This window comes from Marinomonas pollencensis (genome assembly GCF_003387375.1).
Lineage (GTDB): Bacteria > Pseudomonadota > Gammaproteobacteria > Pseudomonadales > Marinomonadaceae > Marinomonas > Marinomonas pollencensis.
In genome coordinates this window covers 32,972-50,831 of the sequence record NZ_QUNG01000007.1, presented here as the reverse complement: position 1 = coordinate 50,831, position 17,860 = coordinate 32,972, and the positions used below count along the sequence as shown (strand labels likewise).

General features: G+C 44.3%; 11 protein-coding genes. 5 read left to right on the top strand and 6 right to left on the bottom strand.

The features are described from left to right. Positions 1–70: 70 nt before the first annotated feature. The 3 genes from DFP81_RS11170 to sbmA all read left to right on the top strand — a co-directional run bounded on the left by DFP81_RS11170 (position 71) and on the right by sbmA (position 7,769). On the top strand, positions 71–4,894 hold the full coding sequence (locus DFP81_RS11170) for an NAD-glutamate dehydrogenase (protein ID WP_115897874.1): 4,824 nt from the start codon (positions 71–73) through the stop codon (positions 4,892–4,894). Positions 4,895–4,945: 51 nt separating this feature from the next. Continuing rightward, positions 4,946–6,169 carry an aspartate aminotransferase family protein gene (locus DFP81_RS11165; RefSeq protein ID WP_115897873.1) on the top strand — a complete coding sequence of 408 codons (1,224 nt, stop codon included), beginning with the start codon at positions 4,946–4,948 and terminating at the stop codon, positions 6,167–6,169. 310 nt (positions 6,170–6,479) lie between these two features. After that, complete coding sequence (gene sbmA / locus DFP81_RS11160) at positions 6,480–7,769, top strand: peptide antibiotic transporter SbmA (protein WP_115897872.1); 1,290 nt, start codon at positions 6,480–6,482, stop codon at positions 7,767–7,769. A gap of 106 nt (positions 7,770–7,875) precedes the next feature. Here sbmA and DFP81_RS11155 read toward each other — a convergent pair whose 3' ends face one another. From DFP81_RS11155 to DFP81_RS11145, 3 genes are all read right to left on the bottom strand, one after another. Further along, on the bottom strand, positions 7,876–8,088 hold the full coding sequence (locus tag DFP81_RS11155) for a hypothetical protein (RefSeq protein ID WP_115897871.1): 213 nt from the start codon (positions 8,086–8,088) through the stop codon (positions 7,876–7,878). A gap of 196 nt (positions 8,089–8,284) precedes the next feature. After that, on the bottom strand, positions 8,285–11,200 hold the full coding sequence (gene glnE / locus DFP81_RS11150) for a bifunctional [glutamate--ammonia ligase]-adenylyl-L-tyrosine phosphorylase/[glutamate--ammonia-ligase] adenylyltransferase (RefSeq protein ID WP_115897870.1): 2,916 nt from the start codon (positions 11,198–11,200) through the stop codon (positions 8,285–8,287). 60 nt (positions 11,201–11,260) lie between these two features. Further along, complete coding sequence (locus DFP81_RS11145) at positions 11,261–12,220, bottom strand: CYTH domain-containing protein (RefSeq protein ID WP_115897869.1); 960 nt, start codon at positions 12,218–12,220, stop codon at positions 11,261–11,263. Between the two features lie 130 nt (positions 12,221–12,350). Here DFP81_RS11145 and argE point away from each other — a divergent pair, with 130 nt between their 5' ends. Next, positions 12,351–13,544 (top strand): acetylornithine deacetylase, encoded by a 1,194-nt coding sequence (gene argE, locus DFP81_RS11140; protein WP_115897868.1) that lies wholly within the window; start codon positions 12,351–12,353, stop codon positions 13,542–13,544. Further along, a complete protein-coding gene (gene argA, locus DFP81_RS11135; protein WP_115897867.1) occupies positions 13,537–14,847 on the top strand; it encodes an amino-acid N-acetyltransferase in 1,311 nt (436 codons plus the stop codon). The genes argE and argA overlap by 8 nt, the downstream gene beginning before the upstream one ends. 102 nt (positions 14,848–14,949) lie before the next feature. Here the strand turns inward: argA and DFP81_RS11130 are convergent, their stop codons facing one another. Genes DFP81_RS11130 through DFP81_RS11120 form a run of 3 tightly spaced genes read right to left on the bottom strand, consistent with a single transcriptional unit; the run spans position 14,950 to position 17,858 of the window. Beyond that, positions 14,950–16,368 (bottom strand): DegQ family serine endoprotease, encoded by a 1,419-nt coding sequence (locus DFP81_RS11130; protein ID WP_115897866.1) that lies wholly within the window; start codon positions 16,366–16,368, stop codon positions 14,950–14,952. Between the two features lie 57 nt (positions 16,369–16,425). Further along, positions 16,426–16,893, bottom strand: a complete 468-nt coding sequence (locus DFP81_RS11125) for a SoxR reducing system RseC family protein (RefSeq protein ID WP_115897865.1) — start codon at positions 16,891–16,893, stop codon at positions 16,426–16,428. Then, positions 16,890–17,858 (bottom strand): MucB/RseB C-terminal domain-containing protein, encoded by a 969-nt coding sequence (locus DFP81_RS11120; RefSeq protein WP_115897864.1) that lies wholly within the window; start codon positions 17,856–17,858, stop codon positions 16,890–16,892. The genes DFP81_RS11125 and DFP81_RS11120 overlap by 4 nt, the downstream gene beginning before the upstream one ends. Positions 17,859–17,860 lie beyond the last annotated feature (2 nt).

Genomic DNA, 17,860 nt, shown 5'->3' with positions numbered 1-17,860 from the left:
AGTAGCACTTTCGTGATCTAACAATGACAACTAGTTTTATAAAGAACACCACTCATGAGGATGAGTTCTAATGACTGATAACAAAAAAACCGAATTAATCGAGCGTATTGAAGCTGAGATACGAGACAACTTCAGCAGCAGTGAAGCTCAAAATCTTGTTCACCTTGCCCACCTATACTTCCAGGACTCATTAACGGAAGACTTGGTGAATGAGTCAATTGAAAACCTATACGGCACTATTGTCTGCCTTTGGGATTTCATCCAACAACGCTCAAATTCTCAACCAAAAGTTCGCGTTTACAACCCTAACTACGAAGAACACAGCTGGCATTCGACACACACCGTGATCGAGATCTTAACGGAAGATATGCCATTCTTAGTGTCTTCTTTTAACATGGCTCTTGTTCGCCTAGGCCACACTATCCATTTAACGGCTCACCCAGTTGTACCTGCGATTCGCAATAAGAAAGGCGAGCTGCAAAACATTAATTTAGACGCCCCAATTGAGCAAAACGAAGCACTAATGCGCTTTGAAATCGACCGTCTATCTGACATCAATTTACTAGACGAAATCAAAGACGAATTACTGACCAGTCTAATCGATGTTAAAAAAGCTGTGGGCGACTGGCCTACAATGAAGAGCAAATTGAGCGAGATTATCGCTGAATCTGAAAACATTGCTCACCTAAAAGATAACGCAGAACATCAAGAGAATCTTGATTTTCTTCGCTGGATCGCCAATGACCATTTCACCTTCATTGGTTTCCGCGCTTATGACCTAGTCGCAGAAAAAGACGAAGCCCACCTAAAACTGGTCGATGGCTCTGGTTTAGGTACCTTCCGCGACATCAATGATAAAAAAGTAAAGCGTGACATTGTCCTTAATAACCGACTAGCTGAGCTAGCAGTAGACAACAACAACGCGCTGATTCTTACTAAGTCGACCGCTATTTCCACGGTTCACCGCCCTGTTCACCTAGATTACTTGGGTGTTAAGCGCTTTGATAAAAAAGGCAATGTGATCGGTGAATGGCGTTTCTTCGGCTTATATTCTTCTGCAACTTATGTGGCGCGTTTACAAGACATTCCTCTATTGCGTAAGAAATTAAACCATATTGTTGAACAAGCAAATGTTGACCCGAACAGCCACAAAGGCAAAAACCTTAAGCACATTCTAAACAGCTACCCTCGTGATGAGATGTTGCAAGCGCCAGTTGCTGAGCTTTACGATACCATCGAAAGCATTTTAGCGATTCAAGAACGTCGCCAATTACGAGTTTTCTTGCGTAAAGACATTTATGGCCGCTTCTTAAATGCCTTGGTGTATGTGCCTCGCGATCGCTACAACACAGAATTGCGTATGCATATGCAAGACATTCTGATGACTGCTTGCAACGGCACCAGCTCTGAATTCAACGTGCAGTTCTCACAGCTAGTATTGGCTCGCGTAAACTTCACGATTCAAATCGCAGACCCACAAAATAGCCCATCCATCGACGAAGAAGACATTCAACGTAAGATGCAAGAAGCGATGAGCTCATGGGAAGACAAGCTTTTATCCGCTCTACATAAAAGCAATGGTGAAGAAGCTGGAAATACTCTGTTTTCACAGTACGCACCATACCTACCTGCGGCTTACCGTGAAGACTTCTCTCCAAACTCAGCCGTATTAGACATTGAACGTCTTAGTTCATTGGCAGGTGAAGGGGATATCAGTACCCATCTATACCGCCAAGTAGGCCAAAGTAAGCACAATTACTTCTTCAAGGTTTATGGTTCAGGCACCTCTTTGGTACTGTCTGATGTATTGCCTATTCTTGAATGCATGGGCTTGCGTGTACTTGAAGCACGTCCTTACGAACTAGACAATCACGAAGAAGACATCAAAAACACTTGGATTGTAGAATTCGCTATCAGTGTTGATGCTGATGTAAATCTTGAGAAGAACGCACAACGTGTGGCTTTCCAAGACGCATTTAATCAAGTCTTTAGCCGCCGCATCGAAAACGACCGTTTTAATGCCCTGGTATTGAATGCTTCTTTGACTTGGCGCCAAGTCACTATGCTGCGCGCATTAACCAAATACTTGATGCAACTCCAAGTACCGTTTTCTGTGCAATACATGCAGCAAACCCTAGAGAAAAACGCCAATATTGCCCGTTTATTAGTGCAATTATTCGAGCAACGTTTTGATCCTAGCCTGACGGCTAAGCGCGAAGATAAAATCCAAAAGTTACTTGAAAAAATTGATCTTGAATTGGATCAAGTAGCGAACTTGGACGAAGATCGAATCCTGAAGCACTACCTTTCTGTGATTCAGGCAATGATTCGTACCAACTTCTATCAGCCTGATGAAAATAACGAGATCAAAGACTACGTCTCTTTCAAACTGGACCCTTCATTGATCCCTGCGGTACCACTACCGCGTCCGAAATTTGAGATATTCGTTTACGCACCTTGGGTTGAAGGTGTACACATGCGTGGCGGTAAAGTTGCCCGTGGTGGTCTTCGTTGGTCAGACCGTATGGAAGACTTCCGTACTGAGGTACTTGGCCTAGTAAAAGCTCAAATGGTAAAAAATGCCGTGATTGTACCTTCTGGTGCGAAAGGCGGTTTTGTTGCCAAACAACTGAAGAAAAACGCTTCTCGTGAAGAAGTTCAAGCAGAAGTGGTACGTTGTTACACCACCTTTATCAGCGGCTTGCTAGACATTACCGACAACCTAGTGCAAAACGAAGTGGTTGCCCCACTTTCTGTTGAACGCTACGACGAAGATGACCCATACCTAGTTGTCGCGGCTGACAAAGGCACCGCCACTTTCTCTGACCTTGCCAACAGCATTTCTGAAAAATACGGCTTCTGGTTAGGCGATGCTTTTGCCTCTGGTGGTTCCAATGGTTACGACCATAAGAAAATGGGTATCACTGCACGTGGTGCATGGGAATCCGTAAAACGTCAATTTAAAGAAATCGGCATCGATTGCCAAACCACTGATTTTACTGCCGTGGGCGTTGGTGATATGGCAGGGGATGTATTTGGTAACGGCATGCTGCTGTCTGAGCACACTCGCTTGATCGCTGCATTTAACCACATGCACATCTTTATTGACCCGACACCAGAAGTCGCTAGCTCCTTCGCAGAACGTCAACGTATGTTTAATCTACCTCGCTCATCATGGGAAGATTACAACAAAGAGTTGATTTCAAAAGGTGGTGGTATCTTTAATCGCTCTGCGAAATCCATCCCTATCAATGCGGACATTCGTAAAGCTCTGGGTATCGAAGGCAATATGAAATCCATGGCGCCAACCGATCTAATCAATGCGATTCTAAAAGCGCCGGTTGATTTGCTTTGGAATGGCGGTATCGGTACTTATGTTAAAGCCGAGAGTGAAACACACGCCGATGTCGGCGATAGCGGCAACAACACCTTACGTGTTAACGGCAAAGAGCTGCGCTGTAAAATTGTCGGCGAAGGCGGTAACCTTGGTCTAACACAACGTGGTCGTATTGAGTTTGCTCAAAATGGCGGTTTAATTAGTACTGATGCCATCGACAACTCGGCCGGTGTGGACAGCTCAGACCACGAAGTAAACATTAAGATCCTGCTTAACCGTGTGGTTGAAAATGGCGACATGACTGAGAAGCAGCGTAATACTTTGCTGGCTCAAATGACGGACGAAGTAGGCCACCTTGTACTACGCCATAACCTAGGACAAAGCCATGTTTTATCATTGGCGAACGCGCAGTCTGCTGAGCGTTTGACCGATCACTGGCGTTTGATCCTTTCCTTGGTACGCGAAGGTCGACTGAATCGTGAAATCGAGTTTTTACCAAGCGATTCACAAATCAAAAAACGCTTGAACAAAAATCAAGGACTGACTCGTCCAGAGATTTCTGTACTCTTGGCGTACTCTAAGATCAAGCTTTCTGAACAGCTTGTGGAAGACGGCATTGGCGAAGACCCTGATTTGATTACTCAAATCCATCAGTACTTCCCGAAAGAGCTAACCAAGCGCTTTGGCGATCAAATGGCTTCTCACCCATTGGCGCAAGAAATCATTGCAGGCCACGTTACTAACAACCTTGGTAACCGCATGGGGCCTACTTTCAGTACCTATGTACAGGAAGAAACCAGCGCGTCTGCACTTAACCTGGTTCGTGCTTACATGGCAGCGGAAGACATTTTTGATATTCCTTCACTATGGGATGCCATCAACGATCTAGACTTCCAGGTGTCCAATGAGGTACTAAACAACCTATTGATCCGCATTCAAGCTTTACTTGAACGTACGACACTTTGGTTGCTTCGCAACACCCGTGAAAGCTTGTCTATTCAGCGCCTAAAAGATACGTATAAGCCAGGTGTTGAGATCATTCGAGCGAACATGCAGGCGATCCTAACAGAGCCAAGTCAAGCCCATCTCGCTGAGATCAACGCAGAATTGGCTGAGCAAGGTATTCCAGCAGAAGTGGCAGAAAAACTGTCTGCATTGCATTACTTGTTCTACGGTCTGGACATCATTCGTGTTGCCAGCAATACCGAGAAAGAAGTATTGGATGTCGCACAAACCTACTTTGCTTTAGAGATGGACTTAGAACTGCATTGGCTACGCCATAGTGTGTTCGAGCTGTCCGCAGAAGATATGTGGCAACGTCGCGCTAAGGCAGGCCTTGGCGATGAAGTAGACAACAGCCTCAGAACCCTCACTCAGGAAGTGATTCAATCAAGCCCAGAGATCAAAGAACTGGATGAGAGACTGACTTACTGGCGCGAGCAAAATAACGATAATATCAAGCATTACAGAACGACTTTCAGTGAAATCAAAACAGAAAGCGAACTCACACTTGCTATGGTAACTGTCGCTATTCGCGAGTTGAGAAACCTGATATAAACCAAAGGGCGGCTGGTTCTGCAGCCGCCCATTTTTAAGAGGTATATAAAAGTGACTGAACAAGTAACGAGAGCAACATTTGACGAAGTAATGGTTCCAAACTACGCGCCTTCTGCAGTGATTCCAGTGCGTGGTGAAGGCTCTCGCGTATGGGACAAAGAAGGTAAAGAATATATTGATTTTGCCGGTGGCATCGCGGTCACAGCATTAGGTCATTCTCACCCAACTCTAGTCAATGTAGTGCGCGAGCAAGCGGGTCAACTTTGGCATTTAGCCAATGTTATGACCAATGAACCAGCGCTACGCCTAGCGAAAAAACTGACCGAAAAAACGTTTGCTGATCGCGTCTTCTTCTGTAACAGCGGCGGTGAAGCTAACGAAGCAGCGTTTAAGCTCGCTCGTCGTTACGCATTCGATCACTTCGGTCCTGAAAAAAACGAAATTGTTGCTTTCAATAAGTCTTTCCATGGACGTACTTTGTTTACCGTATCTGTTGGTGGGCAACCTAAGTACAAAGAAGGTTTTGAACCGACTCCTGGCGGCATCGGCCATTGTGATTACAACAACATTGAACAGCTAAAAGCACTAATCTCTGATAAGACATGTGCCGTTGTGATGGAGCCTATTCAAGGAGAAGGCGGCATTATTCCTGCAGATCTTGAGTTTGCTAAACAAGTTCGCGAATTATGTGATCAACACAAAGCGCTATTGGTATTTGATGAAGTTCAGTCAGGTGTTGGCCGTACTGGTACTTTGTTTGCCTATGAGCAATTAGGCGTAACACCGGATGTGCTGACCAGTGCTAAAGCCCTGGGTAATGGTTTCCCTGTTGGCGCTATGCTAGCGACTAAAGATGTGGCTGCCAGCCTAGCAATCGGCACTCATGGTAGCACCTATGGCGGCAACCCAATGGCCTGTGCAATTGCTGAAGCCGTGGTTGATATCATAGACACTCCAGAAGTATTGAATGGTGTTAATAAGCGCCATGATCTTTTTGTTGCTGGTTTAACGGCAATCAATGAAAAATACCATGTCTTTAAAGACATTCGTGGTATGGGCTTATTGGTTGGTGCTGAAGTCACTGATAGCTTCAAAGGCAATGCAAAAGCGTTTTTAACTGAAGCGACTAAAGAAGGCTTGTTTGTATTAGTTGCAGGGGCCGATGTTGTTCGTTTTGCTCCTTCTCTGATCATCCCTGAAGAAGACATTGCGGAAGGCTTTGTACGCTTAGAAAGAGCCGTTGCTAAAGTCGTTGCAGACAACAAAACAGCTTAAATTATCAACCCGAACAACGGGTTAATTATTTATATCTAAAATCGGGGCTGCGCTTTTGTGGAGTGCCCGATTTTTTATTAGTCCACAACTTTCCCTCCCTGCTACATTCTCAATGCACTTTTTTGTCCCTACGCCTATTAAGTGAATAGTTTTACGCAACTTTATTCTTTGTTTACAGCTTCTTGAATAGGAGTTTGATTGTTCTTCGTTCGGGACTAGTTTAAGCTTCAAACTAGTCTTATTAGACAAGTTTTAGTAGATCAACTACTTATCCCGAGGTTAACCCCTTTAGCCAAAGAGAGAACAAAACGTGTTTTTATCCTTTTTTCCGAAGCCTAAGTTATTCTTTTTGAGTTTTGCCTTATGGGCACTTGTCTGTGTATTAGGCTGGTATCTTGCCGTACAAGATTTAGGCAGCACGCTGAGTCTCGGCAGTTTATTTGGCGTACATTTTCCTGACGCCTTAGCTCAAGATGCAGATCAGGCCGCCAAAATGGCATTTGCGAGCGCTCAAGAATTTGCCGTGGACGTCTGGCTATACCAATATATGCTGGTATGTTATGCCCTCTTTATCGGCGCTTGGGTGGCTTACGGCGGCCAAAAATGGGCGAAGTGGTCTGTCATCGGCTCTGGGTTAATCGTCTTTATTACTTGGTTTCAAGTCCAAGTAAGCGTAATGATTAACGAATGGTACGGTAGCTTCTATGATCTTATTCAAAAGGCCTTAAGCGCCCCTAATAGCATTACACTCACTCAGTTTTACTCTCAATTATCGACCTTTGCGATTATCGCTCTGGTTGCGATTACCGTGTCGGTATTAAATAACTTTTTCGTTAGCCACTATGTGTTTCGCTGGCGTACCGCAATGAATGATTACTACACGTCTAAATGGCAACAAGTTCGACAAATTGAAGGGGCATCACAACGTATTCAAGAAGACACCATGCGCTTTGCCAATATTGTAGAAAGCCTTGGGGTTCGCTTTTTAGACTCGATTATGACGCTACTGGCATTTTTACCCGTGCTTTGGGGGCTGTCTTCTTACGTTACCACGCTGCCATTTATTGGCGAAGTTCCTCAGGCTTTAGTGTTTGTCGCTATTTTATGGGCAATAATAGGCACGACATTGTTAGCGGTAGCAGGGATTCGTTTACCTGGTCTTGAGTTTAAAAATCAACGAGTAGAAGCCGCCTATCGAAAAGAATTGGTCTATGGTGAAGATTTTGAAGACCGCGCTGAGCCAGCAAAATTAGCCGAGCTATTTGCGAATGTGCGTAAAAACTACTTCCGCCTCTACTTCAACTATTTGTACTTCAACGTAGTGCGTTACGGTTATTTGCAAGCCGGTGTATTAGTACCACTGATTGCATTAGGCCCATCGATAGTTGCAGGTGCCTTTACTCTGGGGATCATGCAACGTATTTCTAATGCCTTCGGTCAAGTAGAAAGCTCATTTCAATTCCTGGTGAATTCCTGGACTACCATAGTAGAGCTGTTGTCGATCCATAAACGCTTGAAAGCGTTCGAGGCTGCGATTAATGACCAACCATTGCCAAGTGTTGATCAAGAGTTTCTAGCTAAACAAGAAGAGAACTCTTAACCATAAAGGCTCACTATAAAACGACAAAAGCCTTCAATAATGAGTTATTGAAGGCTTTTTCTTTGACTAACCTAGCCCCTTGGAGAACACATTAGGGGGAACAGCGCTAAACTCGAATATTAACACTCTGTCCTAAGTTATCTGTGGTCATGTGGTTACCACTGCTGGCACTTGGTGTGGAGCTAACCGCACTTGCACTTTCTAGTAAATCCAACGCTTGTTGACCTCTGTGCGCAATCACATCTTTATTCAAATTTGCGCTATATGCTTCTTTAGCATAAGACATTGAGGCTGCACCCACGCCATTAATTTCTGACATAACTCCCCTCCCTCAGCCATTCTAAAATGACGCAGTTGGGCGCCACCGAACAGTTCAATAATCAACCAATTATTTAACTATAGCGACAAACTGATCATTTTACGATCAAAAACAGGGAAAAAAGGTCAAAAAACACTCAAAAAAGAATAATCCTGAATAAAAAACAGACAGCTAAGCGTCTGTTTTTTGATCATCTCTATAGGCTTGGCGAATTGATAAATTCATCCCAATATCGATTAACTAACGATTGGTTCGTAATCAATGCATCACCCAACACCACACGCCCTTGTTTCTGCAAAGTCAGGCGATGGCTATAAGATCGATATAAAGTATAAGTATCTATCATCTTTTCTGCTTTTTCTGCTGACAATAAGCCAACCTTCGCAGCAGCCTCTAATTGCCTCACGTTATCCGAGTACGCCATTAATTCAGGGTATCGAGATGACCAAGCCAACACCAAATATTGCACCATAAATTCAATGTCTATGATGCCACCAGCCCCTTGTTTAAGGTCAAAGCCTTTTTCTTTTCCTCCAGTATCCAAATGCGCGCGCATTTTTTCACGCATTTTAACCACCTCGGCTTTTAATTCTTGTCGGTTTCGCTGAGCGCCAATCACCGCTCGACGGCAAGCTTCAAACTTCGCTTTTAAGCTGCTCTCTCCCGCTAATGCACGCGCTCGAGTCAATGCCTGATGCTCCCATGTCCAGGCCTCTTTTTGCTGATACTCATGAAACGCTTCTAATCGTGTCACCAGCAATCCGGAGTTGCCAGAAGGTCGCAACCGCATATCCACTTCATATAATCTTCCAGCTGCAGTAAAGCTGGTAATAATATGAATCAAACGCTGCCCCAAACGAGTATAAAAAGTCAGGTTATCAATACTTCTATCACCGTTGGTGTAACCATTTGCTTGGGCATCATGAATAAAGACTAAATCAAGGTCAGAGTCATAACCCAACTCCCAACCTCCCGATTTACCATAGCCAATAATGGCTAACTGAGGTCTTATCGCAGCGTCACCATGGCTAACTGGAAAACCATGCTTTGCGGTCAGATAGCGCCAAGATTGATGCAAAACTTGCTCTAGCAACACTTCAGCCAACCATGTTAAGTGATCACTCACTTTCATAATAGGCAGTATATTTGTGATATCACAGGCAGCAATACGTAAAATAATGGATAACCTAAAACGACGCATCGCATCCATTTGAGCTTCTTCATCGTCTTCAGGTAAGCGAAATAAGATTTGCTGAAGCTCATCTTCTAACATTTTTTTCGTCGGCGGCGAAAATAACGTCGTAGCGTCGAGCAATTCGTCCAGCAAGGATGGCGTCGCTGAAATCGCGTCACTAAACCAAGCACTCTCGCGGCACAGACGAATAAGGTGCGTAATCGCCGTTGGGTTTTCACACAACAGAACAAGATAAGCAGTACGGCGCAATACGGCTTCTAAAATAGGCAATACCCGGTTTACGACTAAATCCGGCGAGCTTTCATGCTTTAACTGAGCGACAAACATAGCAAAAAAAATCGCCAGACGCTCTTGGCCAATCGGCTGCATAAAGACAATATTTTTTGATGCTAAAAAAACCGAAATCGCCTGTACTGTCGCTTCTTTTTCTTGCCACTCAACACCTTCAAGTGCATCACCAATGGCTTCTTTATCCTCGGCATTTTTCAACAATAAACGCCATACATCTTGATCCTTTATCTCCTCACTGGTCTCTTCACCATCATCGATTAGCTCCAAAAATAAAGCATGCACATTACGGCGAACCTCCCAAAGGGCAGAATCCAAATTTTGCCAAGAATCAAAACCAACCATTAAAGCAATACGAGTACGCTCTAACTCATCATCTGGTAACAGCTGAGTTTGTTCATCTTTCACCGCCTGTAATGCATGCTCTGTTCGTCTGAGCAGCTGATACGCATCATGCAACTGTTCTACTTCTGTGGCCGTTAGATACTCTTGCTCAGAAAGGTAAGGTAAGACTTTTAATAGCGCAGGACACTGTAAGCCACTGTCACGCCCACCATGAAGAATTTGCAACGCTTGAACGATAAACTCAACTTCTCGGATACCTCCTTCACCGAGTTTGATATTGTGCTCTATGTCTTTGCGACGCACTTCTTTGGCAATCATTTTCTTCAGATCTCGCAAAGCACCAATCGCACCAAAATCGAGGTACTTACGATAAACAAAAGGCTTTCTGAGCATTTCAAACTCAGCTCTGTCTTGACCATTACCTGCCATCACACGGGCTTTAATCATCGCATAACGTTCCCAATCTCGACCTTGATCTTGGTAATAGTTTTCCAATGAATCCATATTCAGCACCAGAGCCCCAGATTGACCAAAAGGACGTAAGCGCATGTCGACACGGAATACAAAACCCTCCGCCGTTATTTTATCCAAATGCTGGATTAGCTTTTGACCAAGTTTGGTAAAATACTCTTGGTGGGATAGGCTTTTCTTCCCACCTTGCGTGTCGCCATGTTCACGAAAAGCAAAAATTAAGTCGATATCAGACGACAAATTAAGCTCATTACCGCCCAGCTTTCCCATTCCAATGACAATTAACGATTGCGGCTGCCCAGCGCTGTCTAACGCATCGCCGTATAAGCCACTATAGTGATGGCGAGTCCAGGTTATACTGGCATTAACACAGACATCCGCTAGCCGACTAAGCCTCAATGTAAGCTCTGTTAAGCTAATTTTCTGCTGTATATCCAAGGCGATTAAACGCACCATCCACCACTGCCGATACAGCCTTAAGCGTGACATCATGGCACTTTCATCCAGCTCAATAATGGCAGATTCGCCATTAAACAAAGGCCTTGTTGAACAGGACAAATCTGCTAACGATGGCAGCTCGGACAGACGCTCTAAAACAAGCAATTCATCTAACCAATGAGGAAATCGCACACATTGCTGATGTAAGTATTCACTTAACAGCCAAAGCGGCTCTAGCACTGCAATTTGCGACTCATCTAACACACTTAAAGTATGACGTTGACGCGCTTCTTGAATGGCTTCTAGAAGCAAGTCACGGTTATTAATTTGCTGGCAAAAGGTCGTGTATACTGGATTTAAAGCCGGTGGGGTCAAGACGTTTTCCTTCTCTATATTGTTCTTATTCGCCGTGTCTTGTGAATGTCTGATGCATGCTTATTGAGACGCGCCATAAGAGGTTCGATTTAACCATTGAGCAATTTCTAACATAATAATGCCCGTCTCTTTATTTGAGGCAAAGGCTGACAATAATTTGGCATCCTCGGTTTGTAATATTGTCTGATATATTTCGTCAAGGCGATCGAGGCGACTCGCCAGCTCTTGCGGTAAACAGCGAGCTAATTGTGCCATTGAATGACGCACAGGCTGGATCAAGATGTCGTCCTTCATAAACAACATCGCTTCCCAGTAGACCAGCCATACTTCATACCAATATGCAGCCAGCGCTAATTTTGATGCGCCCACATTCGGCTTCTCTGGAAATTCAATTGTTCCTTGTTTCAAACGTACGCCTTTTTGCGCTTTTGAAACCGTACTAACCTGTACCGGAAGCTGCTTAGCAAGCTGCAGAGCAAAGCGATACAAGCCGCTTTCATCACCCGACTTCAGCTCAAGCTCTAATTCACTAATCTTATCTTCACCAAAGGGCGAGGTTACTTTTCCGCAATCACATACCACTTCCATTGCAGTACCATGTTCTTCGATTAACCAAATCTGGCGTTCAAAATCGGTACGAAATACTTCCAATAAGTGACGACTCCAAGCCATATCCGCTAAGGAATCAGGTAACGGAACCTCATTAAGTAAAGACAGATTCAACTGATCACTAGGGATCGACCACTCCCATTCGCCACGCGCATGCATGCCGACTCGATTGCTACCTCGAGTTTTTACTGTTTGAATAAATTGCTGATTGACCGCTCGAATCCGCAGTGCAATTCCTGCCTGCATCAAGGTCGCTTCTTCAGTATCAAAATACCCATTCATCAAAGATTGTGTTGCTTGACGAGTTGCTGTCTTAGTCTGTGAAAGCAGACAAAATTCATCTAAAAATTCACTGGCAGACTTGAGATACTCGGACTGAACCATTAACTTTAGTTCTAGCTCGGTAGCCATAAATATACGAACCTCTTTTACTTCTGATGCTAAATTAGCCTCAGAGACCACTTAATCATTATAATTGTATCAGATGCCTAACCGACAATAGTAATATAGATCATCACTCTACTCTGCCTGAGGAGCCACCATGGCTGCATTACCGTCGCTTATCAGTATGATGTCGCAGCTTATTGCATCGCCATCTATCAGTTCTAGTCAATCAAACTGGGATCAGTCAAATAAAGGCGTGATTGAGTTACTGGAAGGCTGGCTCTCTTCTCTTGGCTTCCAATGCGAAGTGATGCCCATTCCAGGGCTGCCGAACAAGCTCAATTTGATTGCCACTTTAGGAGCTGGCGAAGGCGGGTTAGTGCTGTCAGGCCATACCGATACCGTTCCTTACGACCCAGGTCGTTGGCAGTCAGACCCATTTCAATTAAAAGAAAGGGACAGCAAGCTGTATGGTCTTGGCTCCTGCGACATGAAAGGTTTTTTTGCCATTGTACTTGATACAGTTCAAGAAATGGCATTAAAAGACCTTAAGCAGCCTTTAATTGTGCTAGCCACTGCAGACGAAGAAACGTCAATGGCGGGGGCTAGAGCTCTGGTGTCACAAAATAAAATTAAGGCACGCTATGCTTTAATTGGCGAGCCTACCTCACTGACCCCTATCCATGCCCATAAAGGCATCTTGATGGAGCGGATTAGAGTGACGGGGCAATCTGGCCATTCTTCAAACCCAGCGCTGGGTAATAATGCAATGGAAGCCATGCATTCTGTGATGTCTGAGCTAATGCTATTTCGCCACCAATTAAAAGACCGCTACCAAGATTCTTCCTTTGTGGTAGATTACCCAACCATGAACTTTGGCTGCATCCATGGCGGAGATAGCGCGAACCGAATTTGTGGTCAATGTGAAATAGATTTTGATTTACGTGCCTTACCTGGTATGAGCAACCAATCTCTGGTTGAAGAAATCACCAAAATACTGCCTGGAATAGAATCAAAAACCGGCACTCAAATAGAAATAAATAGCCTTTTTCCTGACGTCCCGTCTTTCTTCACCTCCATAGAATCAGACATAATTAAGACCTGTGAAAAACTCACCAAAAAGACAGCAAGCAGCGTATCCTTTGCAACGGAAGGTCCCTTTTTAAATCAACTAGGTATCGAAACGTTAATCTTAGGGCCAGGATCCATTGATCAAGCCCACCAGCCAAACGAATTTATGGCCTTAGAACAAATCAAACCCATGCAAGGTGTTTTACGCGAATTAATTGAGCGATACTGTATGCAAAACACCCCTTTTAACTTACAAAAAGACGAGAAAAAGCGTGTCTGACGAGCTAAATTATGTGGACTGGTTTCGCCACTCCTCTCCGTATATCAATGCCCACCGAGGAAAAACCTTTGTCATTTTAATTCCTGGGGAAGCGCTGGAAAGCCCTCACTTCTCTGGCATTATTCACGATTTAACCTTGCTAGACTCTCTCGGTATCCGACTTGTGTTAGTGCAAGGGGCACGCCCTCAAATAGATAAAATCCTCTCAACACGACAACATAACAGTGTGTTTGAGGAAGGCTACCGTATTACCCCACAAGACCAGCTTATGGACATTATTCAAGCGTCGGCCGCGGTGCGCGTTCAACTTGAAGCGCAATTATCGATGGGCCTGTCCAACACTCCTATGGCTGGAGCAAGCCTGAAAGTGTGCAGTGGTAATTACGTGATTGCCCGTCCTCTTGGGGTCGTAAATGGCATCGACTACGGTCACTCAGGTGAAGTTCGTCGTATCGACTCTGAGGCCATTTTCCGATTACTAGAAGATGACAACATGGTGCTGCTCCCCCATTTAGGTTTTTCCCCAACAGGGGAAGTGTTCAACCTCAAAGGTGAAGAAGTCGCCATTCAAGCCGCGATTCAGCTAAAAGCCGACAAACTGATTATCTTAACCGAAGAAGAAGGCATCTTTGACAACCAAGACAAGCTGCATTCAGAGTTGCTCATACATGATGCGCAAACCATTCTCAGTAGCAAACGGCTCAACAGCATTACACAAGCGGCATTAGAAGCCTGTGTCGCCGCGGTTCGCCAGCATGTACCACGAGCTCATATCATTTCTTTTAATGAGAATGGCGGTCTATTACGGGAACTTTTCACTCGTGAGGGGGCTGGTACTATGATTGATGAAGACAGTTATGAGCAACTTCGACCGGCGCACATAGACGATGTTGGGGGCATGATGGCCCTACTGGCACCTTTAGAAGAAAAAGGCGTGCTGGTTCGTCGCTCTAGAGAGCTCCTAGAAAATGAGATTGATCGTTTTATCGTAATTGAACGCGATGGCGCTATTGTCGCTTGTGCGGCTATTTACCCGTTTGAGCAAGAAAATGCTGGCGAGCTAGCTTGTTTAGCCGTATCCCCCGACTATCGAGGCGCCAATCGTGGAGATCGCCTGTTAAAGGGCATTGAACAAGCGGCTAAGAGTCTCAATTTAACAAGGGTTTTTTTATTGACGACTCGTACCGCCCATTGGTTTATCGAGCGCGGTTTTAGTGAAACCTCTTTAGCTTCCTTGCCTGCTAAAAAACAAGCGCTTTACAATTACCAACGTAACTCAAAAATCTTTGCTAAATCGCTCTAAACCTAACTTCGCTCGTACCATCTAAGCAACCTGCCTTAAGCAAAAATAAAGCTCTGTTTGCGAATGCCAACAGAGCTTTTTATTGCAACCTACTTAAACAGCTTATTTAGTAATTTTAAATGGGATAAACATTGGGTAACCATCACGAATCACTCGCATTGGAACGGAGCGATTATCTGGAACTTGTTTGGCAATGGCTGAGAAATCATCTGCGTCTTTAATCGCTTGGCCGTTAAGCATGGTAATAACATCACCTTGGGCTAAACCATTACGAGACGCTGTGCCACCAATCACTTTCTTCACAATCACCCCGCCTTCAATGTCTAAACGCTTGGCTAATTCTACTGGCACATCCGCCACAACCATACCCAAACGATTTTCATCTTGCTTCTTCTGAGCTTGCGTTTGCTGATTGTCTGGACGTGACTCCAGTGACAAGGTGATGGTTTTATCTTTGCCATCACGGAAAATGTCTACATCCACACTGTCGCCAGACTTCATTTGGCCGACAATGTAAGGCAACTCACCAGAGTGATTAATATTATTGCCATCAAAGGCTAAAATAATATCCCCGGATTTAAGGCCAGCTTTTTGTGCTGGGGAATCAGGCATAACACGACTAATTAGGGCCCCATGTGGGCGTTTTAGGCCGAAGGATTCAGCCAGGTCATTGTTTACATCCTGAATCAACACACCTAGCCAAGCACGAGACACTTTACCATTTGCTTTAAGCTGATCAACAACCGACATGGCGACCTTGGAAGGAATCGCAAACGACACGCCCATAAAGCCACCAGAGCGGGTATAAATTTGTGAGTTAATACCCACTACTTCACCATCTAGATCGAACAAAGGACCGCCAGAATTACCTGGATTAATCGCCACATCCGTTTGAATAAAAGGTACGTAGTTATCAGAAGGCAGATTACGACCGGTAGCACTTACCACACCGGCAGTGACCGTGTAATCAAACCCAAACGGCGAACCAATCGCTAACACCCACTGACCTGCTTTTAATTTATCAGAGTCACCCATCTTCACGGTTGGCAGATCTTTGGCATCAATTTTTAATAAGGCCAGATCGGTACGGCTATCAGTACCGATCACTTTTGCAGTGTATTCACGACGATCATTCAGACGGACATGAATAACATCTGCGCCATCAATAACATGGTTATTGGTAAGAATGTAACCGTCCGCTGAAATAATAAAACCTGAACCTAATGAACTTCTTTCCCTCTCTTGTGGTGCTTGAGATTCACCACCATTAAAGGGTTGCTGACCAAAGAAGTGACGGAAAAATTCGTTCAACTCTTGGCTATTTGGCCCCATTTGAGGACCGTTGCCTTCCGCCGCTGTTTTTGTCATTACCATTTGTTCAGTACTAATGTTAACCACGGCCGGAGAGGCTTTTTCCACCAACTTGGTAAAATCAGGCAATTCAGCAGCATGGGCGAACATGGAGAACATCATGAAAACACTGATGGCTCCTATATTAATTTGCTTAAGCAATCTGTTCATTGATTTGTCTCCTTAAGACGTATCAAGTTTTACTGTGCCAGGTGAAGATTTTTTGATTCAAGGCGTAAAGATTAAAGGAATTTCACTACCCTGAGTGGTTTCAATACGTAAAATTCTTGGATAAAAATCGGGGTTATTCTCTTCTTTCTGTGATTTCTTCTTGGCTAACCAAAGCCCTGAAAGAAACCCTAAGATGGACAAAACAACCGAAACGCCGCTACTGGCATGCCATAATGAAGGCAGTGTCGCGCCAGCTACCAAGCCTAATAATGGAATAAAATACATCCATACTGAGGCTTGTAATAAGGTATCTTCTGGGATACCTACAGTGACTCTTTGGCCCACACGCACATCAAAACTATCAATGGCTTTCATGCGCATACGATTACTAGCAGATACTTGGGCAATCGCATGATGGCCACAACCATGCCTAGCTCGACACGCAGTACAACTACTGGTTCGAATCGTTTCTACTTCGGCAAACCCTTTCTCAGTGGAAAGTACCGTACCGGACTCTTCAATCATAATCTTGCCTTTGGCATAAACACCGACATAAGCTTTTCAATTGTTACTTTAGGGACTTCTCCAACCATGGTCACTAAATACAATTGTTTACCCACTTTTAACGTTTTTTCTCCAGCGACAGTTGCTCCAATTAACAGATATGACGTTGCTTTTGTTTTCATTACGGGTTCAACGAAAACCGAAATGGTTGCCATACCATCAGATAGCAGCAACATGCTGGTACCATGATTTAAAGCTCGCGCTTCAGGCCACACTAAAGAAAAACCTTCAGGCAGCCAGTCAAATTTCCACAAGCTTTTAACACGCCGAGCTTTAGGCTCAACTAATTGCTTCGAATAGGACTCTTTGTTGGGGGTGAAATCTGCGACTTTCAAGTCTGGGTCAAACGTCACTGAAGTAAATTGAATCCGGTCGAGCAAAGCGTCATTTTGATCCAGCATATCGTGTTTCAGCAAAAAATAGTTACCCTTATCTAGCCAAACCTCATGGGCATAACGATATTGATCTTTCGGTTCTAGACGCAATTGATATGCTTCACGCCCTGCGATACGAGCCACTTTATTGCTGACCACTAAATTATAACCAAGCTTTAAATGCTCACTATCTAACCCAATAAAACGCTTAAATGGCGTACTCGACATAACTTGCTTATCCGCAACCGCTTCATTGGGATAAACACAAATCACCGTATCATCAATACGAATAACTTGTATTTTATTACCATCAAGATCGACCAGACTTTCGTATTCTTTGCCTTTTCGCTGCTGGTGCTGCACACGCATACTATTCATTCGAGTATTTTCCGAATGAATAAAAATCCCATCGTAGTCTAAGGTCGAAAAGGAGTTGGACATCTGCTCTAATAAATGAGCGGCATCAGGCGTGTTAGACGCCGAATACCCTAAACTAGAAAGTGACGCACAAAGCATCATTAAACTAACCCGTAGTAATCCAGACAAAGTCATGC

Excerpts from the sequence above, each read along its gene's own strand:
- DFP81_RS11120 (WP_115897864.1), bottom strand. The coding sequence starts at position 17,858 with ATGACTTTGTCTGGATTACTACGGGTTAGTTTAATGATGCTTTGTGCG.
- DFP81_RS11145 (WP_115897869.1), bottom strand. The coding sequence starts at position 12,220 with ATGGCTACCGAGCTAGAACTAAAGTTAATGGTTCAGTCCGAGTATCTC.
- DFP81_RS11125 (WP_115897865.1), bottom strand. The coding sequence starts at position 16,893 with ATGATTGAAGAGTCCGGTACGGTACTTTCCACTGAGAAAGGGTTTGCC.
- DFP81_RS11130 (WP_115897866.1), bottom strand. The coding sequence starts at position 16,368 with ATGAACAGATTGCTTAAGCAAATTAATATAGGAGCCATCAGTGTTTTC.
- DFP81_RS11155 (WP_115897871.1), bottom strand. The coding sequence starts at position 8,088 with ATGTCAGAAATTAATGGCGTGGGTGCAGCCTCAATGTCTTATGCTAAA.
- argE (WP_115897868.1), top strand. The coding sequence starts at position 12,351 with ATGGCTGCATTACCGTCGCTTATCAGTATGATGTCGCAGCTTATTGCA.
- DFP81_RS11170 (WP_115897874.1), top strand. The coding sequence starts at position 71 with ATGACTGATAACAAAAAAACCGAATTAATCGAGCGTATTGAAGCTGAG.